Raw genomic sequence first — 14,383 nt, forward strand, 5'->3', positions numbered from 1 at the left:
ACTCACCTGCTTGATACACATAGTAAGTATCCTTTATATTGAGAATCGAGATATGATCGTATTAAAAAAGGAGCCATTCAATGAATCGAAGACAACGAAAAAAACTTATTCCTTCCATCTGGATTATTGCTACCAAACCAACAGAAGGACACGCCTATTATGCCCTCTATGCCATCGACTGGAAACGCGGAGGTCGATTGAGTTGGGAAGGTTGGAATCACCTTGAAGATCTGCTGCAATTTCATATTCCGATCAAACGAAAAGCCGGAGGAAGGAAATCCGCTTCCCAGCCTGCCGCAAAAATTGCGAAAAGAGCACTCCATCTTCATCTGAACGAAGTACAGTTTGAGGAACTGGAGCAGCTCTTTTATCAGCCATTTTCGAAGAAAAAATGGAGGACGTTCATTCAAATGAATAATGAATAGGAATCAATACGTGATAAATTGATATGAATTCGCTTGTTTCATTTTTTCACGCTAAAACAAAAAAGCCTCTTCTCTTCTTTGGATGAAAGAATAGAAACGACTTTCGCGGTACAACAATTCAATTCATTTTGATTCAGTTCAATTCGAAGAAATTTCAACTCAAGTTAACTCGTTCTAATTCATGTCATCATATCGTTTTAAGAACGTGCTGACTAAGCCGGGTACAGTCATTTGATGAACCGATTGATTCTCAATCTCCTCCGCCAGATCGTCATCTGTGAGAGAAACAAAGAACGTAATGTCTGCTTTCGTTTGTCCATATCGAGTAAAAACGTCATCCGTTGTCTCATTGACAACTTTGGCGATGATTCGAATGATCTCATCCTTATACTTCTGGACCTCCTCTGTTGCATACAACAATCGGCTGATATGGTTAAAGTGCGTATCCTCGCCATACTGATATTCGGAGCAGCCCCATCTGTAATAGATCTCGTCCTCCTCACTATCACACAACCCTTGCTCTTTCATACTCGAAATGTGCCTAGCCAGGGATTCCTCGGTATTCACTGCCATAAACAGCGTTACCCAATCACTGTCCGTTCCAAATGCACAAGCATATACTTTCTCGTGCTCTATCTTAGCCAGCGTTTGTTCCAGATCGGGTAGAAAACCCGCTCGAAATTGATTTTCAAATGCACTTAAAAAGTGGTCCACTCAGCTCATCCTTTCATGTTTTATATAAGTTGAATACCGAGTAGTTACACTTGCCACTTCGCTGACAGAATAACCTTCTGATCATTGTTATCGTTCAAACCATTGTTTCAATTCTACTGCCTTATCTTCATATATGTAATCATTATGATCTACTAAAATAATGAAAACAAGCGATGCTACGTTTCGGATCTTCCCTCAATTTAGTATCGACTCCTTCATTTCATGGTCCTTAGCAGCAGAAAAGCCTTGCCCCATTCTTCATGACAAAGAATAGAGAAAGGCTTTCATGCTGCTACTTAATCCTAACTGTAATTCGCAACTAGATCTTCAGTTCTCCAAGCTTAATCAGCTCGACAACTGCCTGCGAACGACCCTTAACATTGAGTTTCTGCATCACATTCGAAATATGGTTACGCACCGTTTTCTCGCTGATGAATAACTGCCCTGCGATGTCACGCGTTGTTTTGTCTTGAACCAGTAATTCGAATACTTCGCGTTCACGGTGGGTCAACAAAAATTTGCTTTTATGATCGATACCCTTCAATGTTCACCCCTCCTTGCTCGGGTTGTGTTGGTGTAACAAGGTTAAGGGGATACAGTCAACTCATCTTATGTCAGGTCAAGGGCGTTGGTTCAGTTTTATAAGAAAAATGGGCAGTAAACATGTGATTCATTGTCCAAAGAGAACGTATGCAATTGTCTATGTATTCGATCATGTAAAACAAACATGCCTCTGCAGCGGATGTTACCATCTGCGCAAAGGCACACTTGTTCATGTCTTAAAAAACTACCGATTCATTCGGTTCATCATGCCGCCATCATTGTGATTACGGTTCATCAGGCCATCGTCAAGGATACCATCGCGGTGATTCATACCTGTACCGTTCGTTGGGAAAATGCGCTCCACCATCGATTGGAACGTATCGATCATGCCACTGACTGGCTTACCATTACGAATATCTGTGGCATAGTTCTCGACATGCTCCACAAATTCCGGATTGGCTGATACATATACATTCTCGATGTTTGGTGCAAACTGCTTGATTTTGGCTGAAATCTTACCCTTAATCTCAGCTGATGTGTTATCGTCCGTGCTATCTACACGTTGTCCCTCACTTTTCATACCATAATGCCCATCGTCCGTCCCACGTGCTTTGCCGCTGTTTGTCAGACCACGCATCATACCAACGGCGCCTGTGCCCATGGTTCCATAGATGCTGCGGTCATTCCCCATATGGCTGCGATCCGTTGCTGAATTCGTGTTCAGTCCTGGAGCAATTCCGCTAGTGCTGTACGGAGACATTGTGCCCGTACCACCATTCACACGCATACCACCCATATCGTGATTCATGTTGCCCCCACGCATGGTATCACTGGCATGATTACGCATTGTTCCAGACAGCATGCTCGTACGACCATTGGACTTGCTTTCCAACTTGCCTGCATGACCATCTGCCAAACGAACAGCGACATATGCATTACGATCCGTTAACATGACACGGGCGGATTTAACTTCCTTCATCTCCGTGATGCGTTTAGCCAGCTCTTCACTGGATTTCAGGTCAGTAACATTATGCATGCGATAACTTTTTGCACGGATGCCATCCATTCCATTCGTTTCCACACCATAACGGTTAATGCCATTGGCTTGCTGACGAACACTTTGCGTATGCATATTGTTGGTGTCCCGATTCGTGCCACAACCTGTCAAACCGGCCATTACAAAGATTGCAGTAGATAATGATAACGTAATAGCTGTTGCCTTTTTGACTGCTGGCATGTACTCATCCTCCAATGTATGTTGGTTTTGGTCACAAAGATAGGATGCGCTTCTGTACGTACCGATATGCTGAAAGGATATGGTACCTTTCCCTGTAGATTCAGGTGTTTCTTCGCTATATAAAATAAAAAACAGTGCTGCGTTCACAGCACTGCCTCCAAATAATACTTGCATCTCAACACAATAATATCACTTATCTTCCGCCCCGCTCATTTCCCGTCTGTTGATGAGGAAGTTGTTGCGTCATGTGCAGAACTCGACGACTCTTCCGAAGAAGTTGTGGATGCTTTAATTGTATCCGGGAATTTCTCTGCTTCCGTTAGACTTGTCGCATCCATGCCATATGCCCATCGACCATCCGGCGTAATGACCCAAATCTGATCCGGTTTGGATGGTACCGTAAGCCCCCGATACACATCTCGAACTTGTTGGCCATTTACCGTCTGTTCAACAGACAGGGTGAATCGTGGAACAGTACCTTTCAGCTCGGAAGCTTTGCGCACATCATCTGCTGTTGACAGGTTTTTGATTTTACCGATAAGGGATATGGCGTCTGTGGAATCAATCGTTTTTCCATTCAGTGTCCAGGCCTGCTCTGCCGCATCGTTCTCCGATGTTGATGTTAACATCCAGGTAGCTGCTTCACCTTCCCACTCCAGAGATCCAACATTTGTCTCATCCATGTTGAACGGTGTAGTATCCAACAAATCACGACGAGACAAAGCTATGTTGGTAATCGCCTCTGTCTGTACGGCAACCACGGGACCCTCATCTACGCGCACATATCGTGCGTCATCTGCTGGAAGCTGGCCACCAATAGCCAATTTGATCTCCCGATTATCTTTGAGTTTGATATCCATACGTGTAGCATCTGTTCCTAATCCATACTTATTCAGATCCGTTGGCGCTTCTTCCACCACCAGTTCCTGATTCGCACCACTCAGAGCATCTAACCAATTGCTAACACTGTAACCGTTCAGAGGATAGGCTTTTGGCTCAACCATCTGCCATACACCATTTTCAAGCGTCAGGGTCGAAGTTGCTGCTGTACCGGCTGTCTCCTCCGTTGTGTCATGTATTGTGATGGATTGAATATCCCTGGATTGAATACCGAGCAACTTGGCTTGCGCCGCTTCTTCTTCTCGAAAATAATTTTGACTGGCCGCGTACACCCATCCCACAATCAGTACGATGACCACCAGAATTGTTGGAACCCATTTTCTCATACTCGTCTGCGCCTCCACCATAAGAGTACACCAATGATAACAAAGATGAGTGGGAATGCTACAATAGCCACGAAGAAAATCGTTCTGGCCTGTTCGCCATTCAGGTATGCCATCTCATACCCGGCTTGTACCCTTGGGCGAATCGTCAATCCATTTTCTTTCTCACTCAAATAGTTTACCGTATTCAAAATAAAGTCCCGATTGCCACCATTCGCAATTTCCGAATCCTGCATGAAAATGGACGAACCCAGAATAACCGCCTTCGGTTTGCCATCCGTCGTATCGGCTGCATATCCTAATTCAACGGGTCCCTGAATGTCCTCTTCGGCATCATTGGTTGTTTCATTCTGCAATAAGCCGCCGATATTTGTCTCCCCATAACTGTCACTGGAAGATTGAATTAATGGAGAAAGGGTATATTTATCCTGTTCTTTGCTGGTCAGCGCAATCGACAACGACAACATCGGATACAATTGGCTTGCAGCAAGTTTGTCCGTAATTGCATGTGTACCATACTCCGGCACCACCCAGAGTGGGCCCATCGTACTGGCTTGCTGATTATCCACCATGACTGCATGCTCATCAACGACGCCATAGTCAGCCATGAGGGCATCGATGTTTTTCCAACTGGATTTCATATCTTCCACAAATCCGAGGGATAATAACAGCTTGCCTCCATTACTCAGATAGGTGCGAATGGCTTTCATTTCGGTATCACTGAGATCACGTTGTGGACCAATAATAGCGAGCACATCTGCATCCTCGGGAACCTTGCCAGCCTGATTCAGCTGCAATTCTTCCGTTTGCACATTATTTTGTTCCAAGGAGGATTGCAGCGTAGTCATCTGAGCTAGACTCAACTCTTCATGTCCAGTCAAAAAGACCATTTTGTGCATCTCCGTGGATGACATATTCATGAGCGCCTGCGTAAGTTTTTCCTCACCTGTGAACTGGTATGATCCGTCACTTCCGTCACCTGTCGCGGTGAACAAACTGGCGATATCAATCACTTTGTGTTGATCTCCCTGCTCCAGTACAATGGAGCTGCCTGTTATGCCGTATTTGGATGCAAGCGCAGGTTCCTGCGTCAGATTATATTGTTTTATTTTCAACTTGCTATTGCGTTTCGTGTATTCCTCGACCATATCCGTGACCTCACGGTTCAGGACGGTGTTGTTGGCATTTTCGACGGTTAACACCAGAATGTTGACGTCATCCTTCACGTCCTTGATCGCAGTAAGGGACTGGTCAGATAACGTGTATTGTTTGTTCGAGGTCAGATCCAGCTGGAAGCCGCCAAGTGAATTCAGGAACAGTGTTAGCAAAATAAAGATGCCAATCACCGCTACGGACAACACGGTACTGTTGGTATGACTTAACCATTTTTTCATCTTCTCACCTCCACCGCTTCCGTTCCACAATTTGAATGCTTAACAGCAGAAACACACCCGAAAGGGTGACATAATACAAGATATCCGGCCCACTAAGCACACCTTTCATGAAGCTGTCGAACCGGTTAGTCAGGGCAAACGGGTCCAGCCACTGCTGTAAAACAGAACCTGTATTACCTGCGAATGAATCAAGCATCCACAAAACGAGCAAAATAATAAAACCCGCCACCGCAGACACCATCTGATGTTGGGATAATGTAGATGCGAACAGTCCAATCGCCATCATGCTTCCGCCCAGGAAAAATAACCCCAGCGCAGACATCCATACCGTCGTCATATCCAATGTCCCATAGAACGACATGATGAATGGGTATACCAGACTACACAGGATGAGCACAACCAGAATGGCCAGAGAAGCAAGATATTTGCCAAAAATAATTTCTGTTACACGTGCAGGAGAAGTCAGCAACAATTCATCTGTTCCCTGTCTGAATTCCTCTGCAACCAGTCGCATCGTTAACAATGGCACAACAAACAGCAGCATGGACAACGTATCGCCCAACACGAGACGGTAATCGACAATACTCGGCTGGTAATATACAAAGCTTGAATAGAACAGCAGACTGGTCATCAGTACATATACGGCAAAAGCAAAATAGGACGTTGGTGACAGAAAATAAGCTTGCAGCTCTTTGTTGCATACCGCCATCATTCGTCTCATTTGGAGTCCTCCCTTTTGCTGGAATGGGACGAAGCATCCGTTGATGTACTCGTTGATGTTCCCGATATACTCGACAGGTCGTTGTCCGAAGATACGTCCTCCTGATCCATCTCTGCGTCAGCAACCTTATCCACATCTGCCGAATTTGCGTCTGTGTCTGTTGCCTCGGTTGTGGTCAGCTTCAGGAAGATTTGTTCCAGACTCAGGTTCTCCTTCTTCATCTCCAGTATCGGTAATCCTGCACCTGACAAAAGGTAGAACAGCTCCTCCCGGAAATCTTCCGAGTTTTCTCCAGTAAGCAGCATTTTAACCGTTTCTGCTGAATCTGAATTAAGTGCAGTATCTTTGGCGGTATTCGCATCCGACGCTTGAATGACTTCACTCCGCACCTTCTCCCATGGTGTCAGCACATTATGTAATTGCTCCGCAGTGGCCTTCACTTCAATCGACACTTTGAATTGATCCCCCATTGCTGATCCGAAATGCTGAGGTGAACCATCCAGCACGAGCTGTCCCTGATTGATGATCAACATTCGATTACAGAGTGTGCTCACTTCAGGCAAAATATGCGTACTGAGCAGCACTGTATGGTTCTCCCCCAGTTCTCGTATTAAATCCCGGATCTCGATAATCTGATTTGGATCAAGCCCCGATGTTGGCTCATCCAGAACCAGCAGATCTGGCTTGTGAATAATGGCTCCTGCCAGCCCAAGGCGTTGTTTGTATCCTTTGGATAACCCACGTACCATTTGTCTTTCCCGACCCAGAAGTCCCAGTCTGCTAACCATCTCACTGACCCGCAGCTTAACCTCACGTGCCGGGACATCTCGCAAATTGGCTACGAATTTAAGATAGGACTGCACCGTCATATCCGGATACAGTGGCGGCGTTTCAGGCAGATACCCAATCTTGGAACGAACACGCTGGCCCTGTTCATGCACCGATACCCCATCCACCATAATGGAACCCGCGGTTGGATGCACATAGCCTGTAATCATACGCATCGTTGTTGTTTTTCCGGCACCATTGGGTCCGAGAAAGCCAACAATCTCACCACGTTCCATGGTGAAATCCAGTTGATGTACGCCGCGTTGCCCTTCGTAAACTTTGCTGACCTGTTTCACTTCGAGCACATCATTCATCCTTTCCCGTTAAAATACCCGTGCACCATCGTTCGTTATATAAATTCAACTGAAAATATTTACACTGGCACTCCGATGGCAGAATAACCTTCCGATCACTGTTATCCCCAGATTTTTTTGATTCCTTCATTTCAGAAGGAAAAATCCGCTGATAAAGGTGAACGCTTCGCTTCTTCAAGTTATTTCTGCCCTCTCCGTTATCGTGTAAATGTTACGTTGAACTTATGTAATAGATGATAGACACGGGAAGTTCCTTGTATCTTACGTGAGGTATCCTAGCCTCAGCTTAATGACACTTAAAAGACAGCTTAAAAATATTTGTCCAAAATGTGAACATTCTGGTCAACACCCACACCCTGCGCTTAAAGCCAACGTAACATAGAGTACAGGAGAATGTGCTCCTGACCAAAAGTCAGAGGGTGAATCGTGTGAAAGTATTATTCACGTTTTATGTTCCGAGCGGTGGCGTGGATACGTTAAATCGACTGCGCACCGCTGTTCTGAAACGCCATGGCATTGAAGCGCACCTATTGTATCTCAACACAGGCTCGGGATTGCAGAACAACAGTGATACGCCCATTTTCACCGCGTCCAGTGACGAGGATATCCATCATATCATTCATACTCATCATTATGATGCCATCATTGCCACTTCAGACATCGCTATGCCCGGCCGCTTGAGAGGACTTGGTTTTACCGGACGAATTATTTTTGAAGCGCAGGGACTTGGAACACGCGATCAGGCTCTGGAAACGATACAGATGGGTGTCCCTTACCTTCAAGCCCATTGTGATGCTGCCGTTATACCTCCCACAGATCACCTGCTAGATATGTTCATTCATATCTGTCCTTGGCTTCATCGGTTTGTTATTCCCAATATGCTGGATACCGACACCTTCGCACCAATCTTGGTGGATACCCCACCCTATCCGGTGCTGGCTTGGGTAGGACGACTTGAACACAATAAAAACTGGCGTGAATATTTAATCATATCGAGTGAAATCGTCAAAAAAAATCCGGAAGCCAGACTATGGTTATTCCACGATCCAACTTTGGCTAATCCAGAAGATGAGGTCATGTTCCGGCACATGCTGGCAGAATACGGGCTTGAGGATCGGATTGGGATCTTCATCAATGTTCCTCATTCTCAGATGCCTGCATATTATTCCATGATTGCCGCTTCAGGGGGCATCATGTTATCCACTTCCCTGCTTGAAGGATTCGGTTATGCCGTCGCTGAAGCCATTAGCTGTGGCTGCCCTGTGCTCAGCACAGATTCAGATGGAGTGCGCTCATTTATCACACATAATAAGACTGGAAAGTTTTATCCAATTGGAGATGTAAAGGCGGCCGTAGCCGAAGCAAGAGACCTCATGAAGAACAAGAAACTGCGGGAATATATTCGCATTCAGGGCAGACAGCATATGAGCTTGTCTTTCTCACCCGATCGATATGCCATTTCTTTCCGTGAAATGATGACAGCACTGCGAATTTTCCATTGAGCATAACAAAAAGGCAGTTCAGCAAGATTCTCTGAACTGCCTTACTCTGTTTTTATTAAAAGTCTTAGTGTCCCATCATCATCGCGGGATCAGGCTTGTCGCCATTTTGAAGTTCTTCTTCCGGCATCGGCTTAGGTTTGCGCAGAATCAGACTGAGCAAACATCCGAACAATGCAATACAAGCGGCCAGGAAGAACGTATCATTGAAACCAGCCACCAAACCATGAACGATAGCGGTCGGCTCTGTACTCGTTGTGTTGTCTGCGATTCTTGAAGTAAGGAAGCCTGTAAGCCCTGCAACCGCAAAGGACACGACCACTTGCTGTGCAGCAGCCGTGAGCGGTGTCACCCGTCCAACCAACTTACGCGGTGCAGCATTTAATACATGCGTATTGAGTGGCATCATGGACAGGCCCATACCCAGACCCATCATGACCAGAGCTGTTATAATCAGGCCAAGACCTGTCTCTGCCGTAATGGAGGACAGAATAAACAATGCTCCCGAGATAATACCGAGACCCACAAAAGCCAGAGGTCGAGCACCGATTTTATCAAACAACCGACCACCGAGCGGCATACCCACTCCGGAAGCCAACGCCTGTGGCAGTAAAATCAATCCTGTTTCCAGTGCAGTGTACCCTTTGATCTGCTGCAAATAAAGCGGGATCAGGATCATGGCACCGAATAGCGCCACTTGTGACACCCATGCGAGAATAATTCCCCGTGAGAAATCAGATGATTTGAATACCCGGAGTTCGAGCAATGGATTTTGATGACGAAGCTCCACAATAATGAACAAAATGAGCGCTACACCACCCACAATGACACCCGTCAAAGTTGTTGCAGACGTCCAGCTCGTTCCGCCCTCACTCACACCGTAAGCGAGCATCGAGAACGCAATTGGCGCCAGAATCATGCCGAGCAGATCCAGTGCAGGTGTGCGTCCACGATCTGTATCGGGCAAAAATTTGATACATAGAATGAAAGCTGCAATACCTATTGGCAAGTTAATCAGGAAGATCCAGTGCCAGCTCAGTGATTCAATAAACCACCCGGACAACACCGGACCCAATGCAGGGGCAAGCAACATCGGAATTCCCAGCATCCCCATGATGGAACCTCTTCGCTCAGGCGGAGCCAGACGAAAGACCATGGCCATACCAATAGGAGCAACCATGCCTCCACCAAGGCCTTGAATGATACGGTAAATGATCAATTGCTCAGGTGATTGAGCGATCGAGCATAACACTGAACCCAAGGTAAACATGGCAATGGTGAATAGGAACACTCTTTTGGCACCAAAGCGGTCCGTTAACCAGCCTGCCAGTGGAATAACTGCAGACAAAGCCAAGGTATAACCCGTAACCGTCCATTGAATGGTCTTCAGGTCGGTCTCGAAATATTGAACCAGATTCGGAATGGCCACGTTCACCACCGTGCTGTCCAGTATAACCATGATCATACCGACGATAATAGCCAGGAGTGGCAGTATAATCGTTTTGATTGAAAACTCTGCGGGCTCCTGGGATACTGCTGTTTGTTCTTTCACGTTCTCCACACTCTTTTCCAGCCAGGAGATCGCAGGTTTAGCCATGCGTCTCACTCGGCCTATATTGACGACCAATTTCAAACTATCGTTTTAAATCGTCGTTTTAAACTTTCGTTTAATACTGATCTAATTCTAATGAAAATACCTTTGCTGTCAAGCTATTTTTTCAGACATTTCTCTATGGATGCACCACAAAAAAAATGGAACAGGCACCTTCCCTGCTCCACACGTTGGTTAATCATGATTATGCAATGATGTCCATATCAATCTGCAAGCTTCATCATCTGATATTCTGACAGTATACCCAATGTCTGACCGTGAATACTTCTGCAATATATTCGAATAACCAGATGATTCGGTGAAGAACTGTTGCTGATGATCCTCAGTTCATAAGGCTCGGATGACACATCCAGATTATGAATGACCTGATTACCGCCCGCTCCCCCCGAATTTGACGTTAGGTGAAAAAGGTGTCGGTACAGTTCTCCGTGCATGCTGGCTCCACCAACAAATACATCCGTCCCTTCCTCGCCGCCCACATAGGCCAACTCCACATCCATGTACTTGACGGGAACAAATGTCTGTAACAGATTCTCATGAATCTCAAGTAAATATACCGCCACTGTAGATCCCTCCTTCGGAGCACATGAACCTTCCTGTACATAGGATATGCTTCCTCTCGTCCATTGCCATTTGCATTCACCCATTTTCGACCAATTGCACGGAAATGCCCGACCTTCCGGTCCTCTTTTTTCATAGAATAAAAGGATAGAAGCTCGGCCGGTGCAGGCCGTGACAAGGAGGTAGCTATGAAAGTTCTGCTCGTTACGTATTGGGAGCTTACACATATGGGAGGCATATGGACATATGTTAAACAACTGGCCGACAGGCTGATCGCACTTGGTGTAGAGGTTGATATCATGGGCACAAATGGCGCCAATAACGAAGTATATGTTCGTAATCTGAACCGCGCTTTCTCCAAGGATAAGGTGTGGCCCATGCTGCAAGCCAAACTCAATCCGACTGATCTACCACAATTCACTGCCGATCCTCTTCTCGCTTATTATGAACTGAATAGATATGCCTTCGAGATGGCAGCCGCTTATCTGGGTGTGGACCACTACGACGTTATTCATGCGCAAGATCCAGTAGCTGCCGTAGCCATAAAACGCATCTTGAACCGCAATATCCCACTGGTTACAAGCTATCATGGCGCTCTTGCACGCGAAGCCTTTTACGATGCACAAAATTCCAACCCACAGCTTACTCTCCCTTCATATTTGCAATCCAAGCGTGGACGTTATTTTCTCTCATTGGAAGAGCGAAGTGCAACACAGTCCGAGCTCATTCTCGTGTCAAGCCACTGGATCAAGAGTACGCTTACAGAACTTGCCGTTCCTGAATCAAAGTTCAGACAGATTCCCTATGCTGTAGATCTCCCAGCCTACCGTGCCTCAGCAGCTGTGAAGTTCCGCCAGCGACCACCTGCGGGCAAGAAAGTCATTGCCTTTACCGGACGACTTGAATACATCAAGGGCGTTCATGTGTTAATCAAGGCCTTAGCCAGTCTGAAAAATAAACGTTCCGATTGGGTCTGCTGGATCGCAGGAGAAGGCAATCTAACCGATGAATTGCGGTCACAGGCCTCTTCAACGGGGATTGGAACCGATGTTGTGTTCTGGGGCAAGCTGGACAATATTCCTTCCTTCCTGCGCCATGCAGATATCTATGTCCAGCCCAGTCTACAGGACACCCAGCCGTTCTCCGTTACCGAAGCGCAACTGGCGGGTGTACCTGTTATCGTCAGTGGTACAGCCGGCATGCCTGAAATGGTTGAACCTGGACGTACGGGATGGGTTGTTCCTCCGCAGGATGTCGACTCACTCCGTGAACTGTTGGATGCACTACTTGAGGATAATCTTACCCGGAGAACAGTGGGTGCGGCGGCGAAAGCCTGGGCTGAACAACATCGTTCACTGGAAGTGATGGGATTGCGTACATTTCAAGTCTACCAAGAAGCCATCTACAGAGGAGGACATACGATATGACGTTACTTGTACCGAGTGATCTGTACAATCGCTGGTTTTCGACTCCAGTTTCCACACCTCACATCGACGTGGATTACGCTGTAATGAACGAATTGATGAAGAAGCTGCCTAAAGGATATGTATTTCCCGATCCTGCATCCATGGCGATCATGAATTCAAAAGATTGAGTTGTCCAATGATATGCCGTCTTTATATAACATGCCGAAATATCAAACAAGGGGTGTCCCATCTGTCATATGAATGACTGAGGACACCCCTTGTTCGCTTCAAATGTGTTCTAACGGACCGAGAACACGCTATTACAGATCTCTCTAATCTGTCGCCAACTTGGAATACATATTCAGATCACTGAACGTTTCGCCTACCCTCTCGTATGCTCTGAGGGTGCCTTCGCATGTGAAATTGAGCTTTTGTAATAGCTTGATCGAATTCACATTACCGGGATCAACCTTTGCTTCGATTCGATTCAGCTTCATAGTCGAGAATGCATGAGCTAATAAAGAAGAGATCGCTTCCGCAGCATATCCTTTCCCCCAGTGTGATCTGGCAATGTCATACCCGATTTCTGCTTTAAGATTGTCAAAATCCAGTGAATTATAACCACATGAACCTATGATTTCGTTGGACTCTTGCGCAAGGATAGAGAACCGAATGGCCTTATTTTCCTGAGAAAGATCATCCAGAAGATTAATCATGGCTATAGCTTGATTTTCATCCGTAAAATGAGTGATATTCATAAATCTAGTTACATCTGGATCAGACCAAATCTTAAACAAACTGGCCGAATCCGCTACGTCCATTTTTCGCAAATATAACCGTTCTGTGTGTAACTCTGTAATCAATACTCTTACCTCCATTAGTTTATTAATAGTTGGGTTTAAGATATTGATATCTGCGCATAGTCCAGTCCCTTCCGTGTATGAATCATTTCATTATACAGAGACTTCAGCAATCGTTCACCCTTTCTGTACACGAATCTGTCCATAGAGCAAAAAAGGAGCTTACCACTTATAACACTTAAAAAGTGTTTCATAAGGGTGCTCTCCTGTCCATTTAACATCTATTCCAATCAGCCATTTTTACCAAAAACATTTACTTCCAGTACCCGCCAACCTGAAGCAAATTGAGCAAAATAGGTCTATGCTTCTCTTGAACTTTTTCCATCTCGGCAACCAGTGCCTTGAAATGGCGTTTGGTCCCCATTGACTCATGCAATCGGTAACACATCAGAGGTTCATTGTAGTAGAACAGCTCATACATCGGAAACAGCCTCATCCACATTTCATAGTCATGGGTGTAGCGAAAATCAGTGTCGAACAGTCCAAACCGCTCAAATGCTTCCATCTCTAACATGACAGTACAGCCGTTGATCGGACAACCTTCCAGCAGTACCTGCAACATCTCCAGACGACTTCCCACTTCCGGCTGCACCGTATCCAACCATTCACTCTTCTCATTCACATAATGGTAGGCACCATGGCAGAATGAAGCCTTGACCTCACGCATAAACTTCAGTTGTTTCTCCACCCGATCCAGCAGCATCACATCATCTGAGCTGAGCCAGACAAAGTAATCCCCTGTTGCATGTTTGATGCCCTCATTTAATGCGGTCGCGGTTCCACCGTTTTCTTTGTGAATATAGCGGATAGAATCCATGAATGGCTCTAGCCGCTCCACATGCTCGGTTGACCCATCATCCACTACGATGACCTCGATATGCGGATACGTCTGGTGAATGGCACTGTGAACAGCCTGCTCGATATAAGCACAATTATAAAAAGGAATGACGATCGATACTTTTGGCTCCATTCGGGCCTTCCCCTCCTCTTACTGTCTTAGGTAAAATGCTGCGCAAAGAGGGCGTTAATCAGCCATCTTTTGGCTT

At 45.9% G+C, this 14,383-nt stretch carries 15 protein-coding genes; 4 read left to right on the forward strand and 11 right to left on the reverse strand.

Annotated features, from left to right (window positions below; genetic code table 11):
- The first annotated feature begins 80 nt into the window (after positions 1-80).
- The gene (locus tag F0220_RS24275) at positions 81-425 is read left to right on the forward strand and encodes a hypothetical protein (RefSeq protein ID WP_091020914.1); all 345 of its coding nucleotides are present in this window, start codon (positions 81-83) and stop codon (positions 423-425) included.
- 174 nt (positions 426-599) lie between these two features.
- Here F0220_RS24275 and F0220_RS24280 read toward each other — a convergent pair whose 3' ends face one another.
- The 7 genes from F0220_RS24280 to F0220_RS24310 all read right to left on the reverse strand — a co-directional run bounded on the left by F0220_RS24280 (position 600) and on the right by F0220_RS24310 (position 7,390).
- Positions 600-1,139: a DUF4303 domain-containing protein gene (locus F0220_RS24280; protein ID WP_105601180.1), complete on the reverse strand. Its 540-nt coding sequence runs from the start codon at positions 1,137-1,139 to the stop codon at positions 600-602.
- 319 nt (positions 1,140-1,458) lie between these two features.
- Positions 1,459-1,683 carry a helix-turn-helix domain-containing protein gene (locus F0220_RS24285; protein ID WP_017692532.1) on the reverse strand — a complete coding sequence of 75 codons (225 nt, stop codon included), beginning with the start codon at positions 1,681-1,683 and terminating at the stop codon, positions 1,459-1,461.
- Positions 1,684-1,926: 243 nt separating this feature from the next.
- Positions 1,927-3,066, reverse strand: coding sequence for a YhcN/YlaJ family sporulation lipoprotein (locus F0220_RS24290; protein WP_181156161.1), 1,140 nt, complete (start codon positions 3,064-3,066; stop codon positions 1,927-1,929).
- Between the two features lie 62 nt (positions 3,067-3,128).
- A complete protein-coding gene (locus F0220_RS24295; RefSeq protein WP_181155549.1) occupies positions 3,129-4,145 on the reverse strand; it encodes a DUF4340 domain-containing protein in 1,017 nt (338 codons plus the stop codon).
- Positions 4,142-5,536 (reverse strand): GldG family protein, encoded by a 1,395-nt coding sequence (locus tag F0220_RS24300; RefSeq protein WP_105601184.1) that lies wholly within the window; start codon positions 5,534-5,536, stop codon positions 4,142-4,144. The genes F0220_RS24295 and F0220_RS24300 overlap by 4 nt, the downstream gene beginning before the upstream one ends.
- Positions 5,537-5,540: 4 nt before the next feature.
- A complete protein-coding gene (locus tag F0220_RS24305) occupies positions 5,541-6,257 on the reverse strand; it encodes an ABC transporter permease subunit (RefSeq protein ID WP_047841224.1) in 717 nt (238 codons plus the stop codon).
- The gene (locus F0220_RS24310) at positions 6,254-7,390 is read right to left on the reverse strand and encodes an ABC transporter ATP-binding protein (protein WP_105601186.1); all 1,137 of its coding nucleotides are present in this window, start codon (positions 7,388-7,390) and stop codon (positions 6,254-6,256) included. The genes F0220_RS24305 and F0220_RS24310 overlap by 4 nt, the downstream gene beginning before the upstream one ends.
- A gap of 428 nt (positions 7,391-7,818) precedes the next feature.
- On the opposite strand from F0220_RS24310, the gene F0220_RS24315 reads away from it, so the two are divergent.
- A complete protein-coding gene (locus tag F0220_RS24315; protein ID WP_308737367.1) occupies positions 7,819-8,901 on the forward strand; it encodes a glycosyltransferase family 4 protein in 1,083 nt (360 codons plus the stop codon).
- A gap of 64 nt (positions 8,902-8,965) precedes the next feature.
- Here F0220_RS24315 and F0220_RS24320 read toward each other — a convergent pair whose 3' ends face one another.
- A complete protein-coding gene (locus F0220_RS24320) occupies positions 8,966-10,495 on the reverse strand; it encodes a DHA2 family efflux MFS transporter permease subunit (RefSeq protein WP_223199769.1) in 1,530 nt (509 codons plus the stop codon).
- A gap of 218 nt (positions 10,496-10,713) precedes the next feature.
- Positions 10,714-11,073, reverse strand: coding sequence for a hypothetical protein (locus F0220_RS24325; RefSeq protein WP_105601188.1), 360 nt, complete (start codon positions 11,071-11,073; stop codon positions 10,714-10,716).
- A 186-nt stretch (positions 11,074-11,259) separates the two neighbouring features.
- Between F0220_RS24325 and F0220_RS24330 the strand changes: the two genes are divergently transcribed.
- Both F0220_RS24330 and F0220_RS32620 read left to right on the forward strand, forming a co-directional pair.
- The gene (locus F0220_RS24330; protein WP_105601189.1) at positions 11,260-12,498 is read left to right on the forward strand and encodes a glycosyltransferase family 4 protein; all 1,239 of its coding nucleotides are present in this window, start codon (positions 11,260-11,262) and stop codon (positions 12,496-12,498) included.
- Positions 12,495-12,665: a hypothetical protein gene (locus F0220_RS32620; RefSeq protein WP_167483784.1), complete on the forward strand. Its 171-nt coding sequence runs from the start codon at positions 12,495-12,497 to the stop codon at positions 12,663-12,665. The genes F0220_RS24330 and F0220_RS32620 overlap by 4 nt, the downstream gene beginning before the upstream one ends.
- Before the next feature lie 144 nt (positions 12,666-12,809).
- On the opposite strand, the gene F0220_RS24335 is transcribed toward F0220_RS32620, so the two are convergent.
- Complete coding sequence (locus F0220_RS24335) at positions 12,810-13,340, reverse strand: GNAT family N-acetyltransferase (protein WP_105601191.1); 531 nt, start codon at positions 13,338-13,340, stop codon at positions 12,810-12,812.
- A 250-nt stretch (positions 13,341-13,590) separates the two neighbouring features.
- Positions 13,591-14,307 (reverse strand): glycosyltransferase, encoded by a 717-nt coding sequence (locus F0220_RS24340; RefSeq protein ID WP_091020904.1) that lies wholly within the window; start codon positions 14,305-14,307, stop codon positions 13,591-13,593.
- Between the last annotated feature and the right edge of the window lie 76 nt (positions 14,308-14,383).

It is taken from the genome of Paenibacillus sp. 37, from assembly GCF_008386395.1.
GTDB lineage: Bacteria > Bacillota > Bacilli > Paenibacillales > Paenibacillaceae > Paenibacillus > Paenibacillus amylolyticus_B.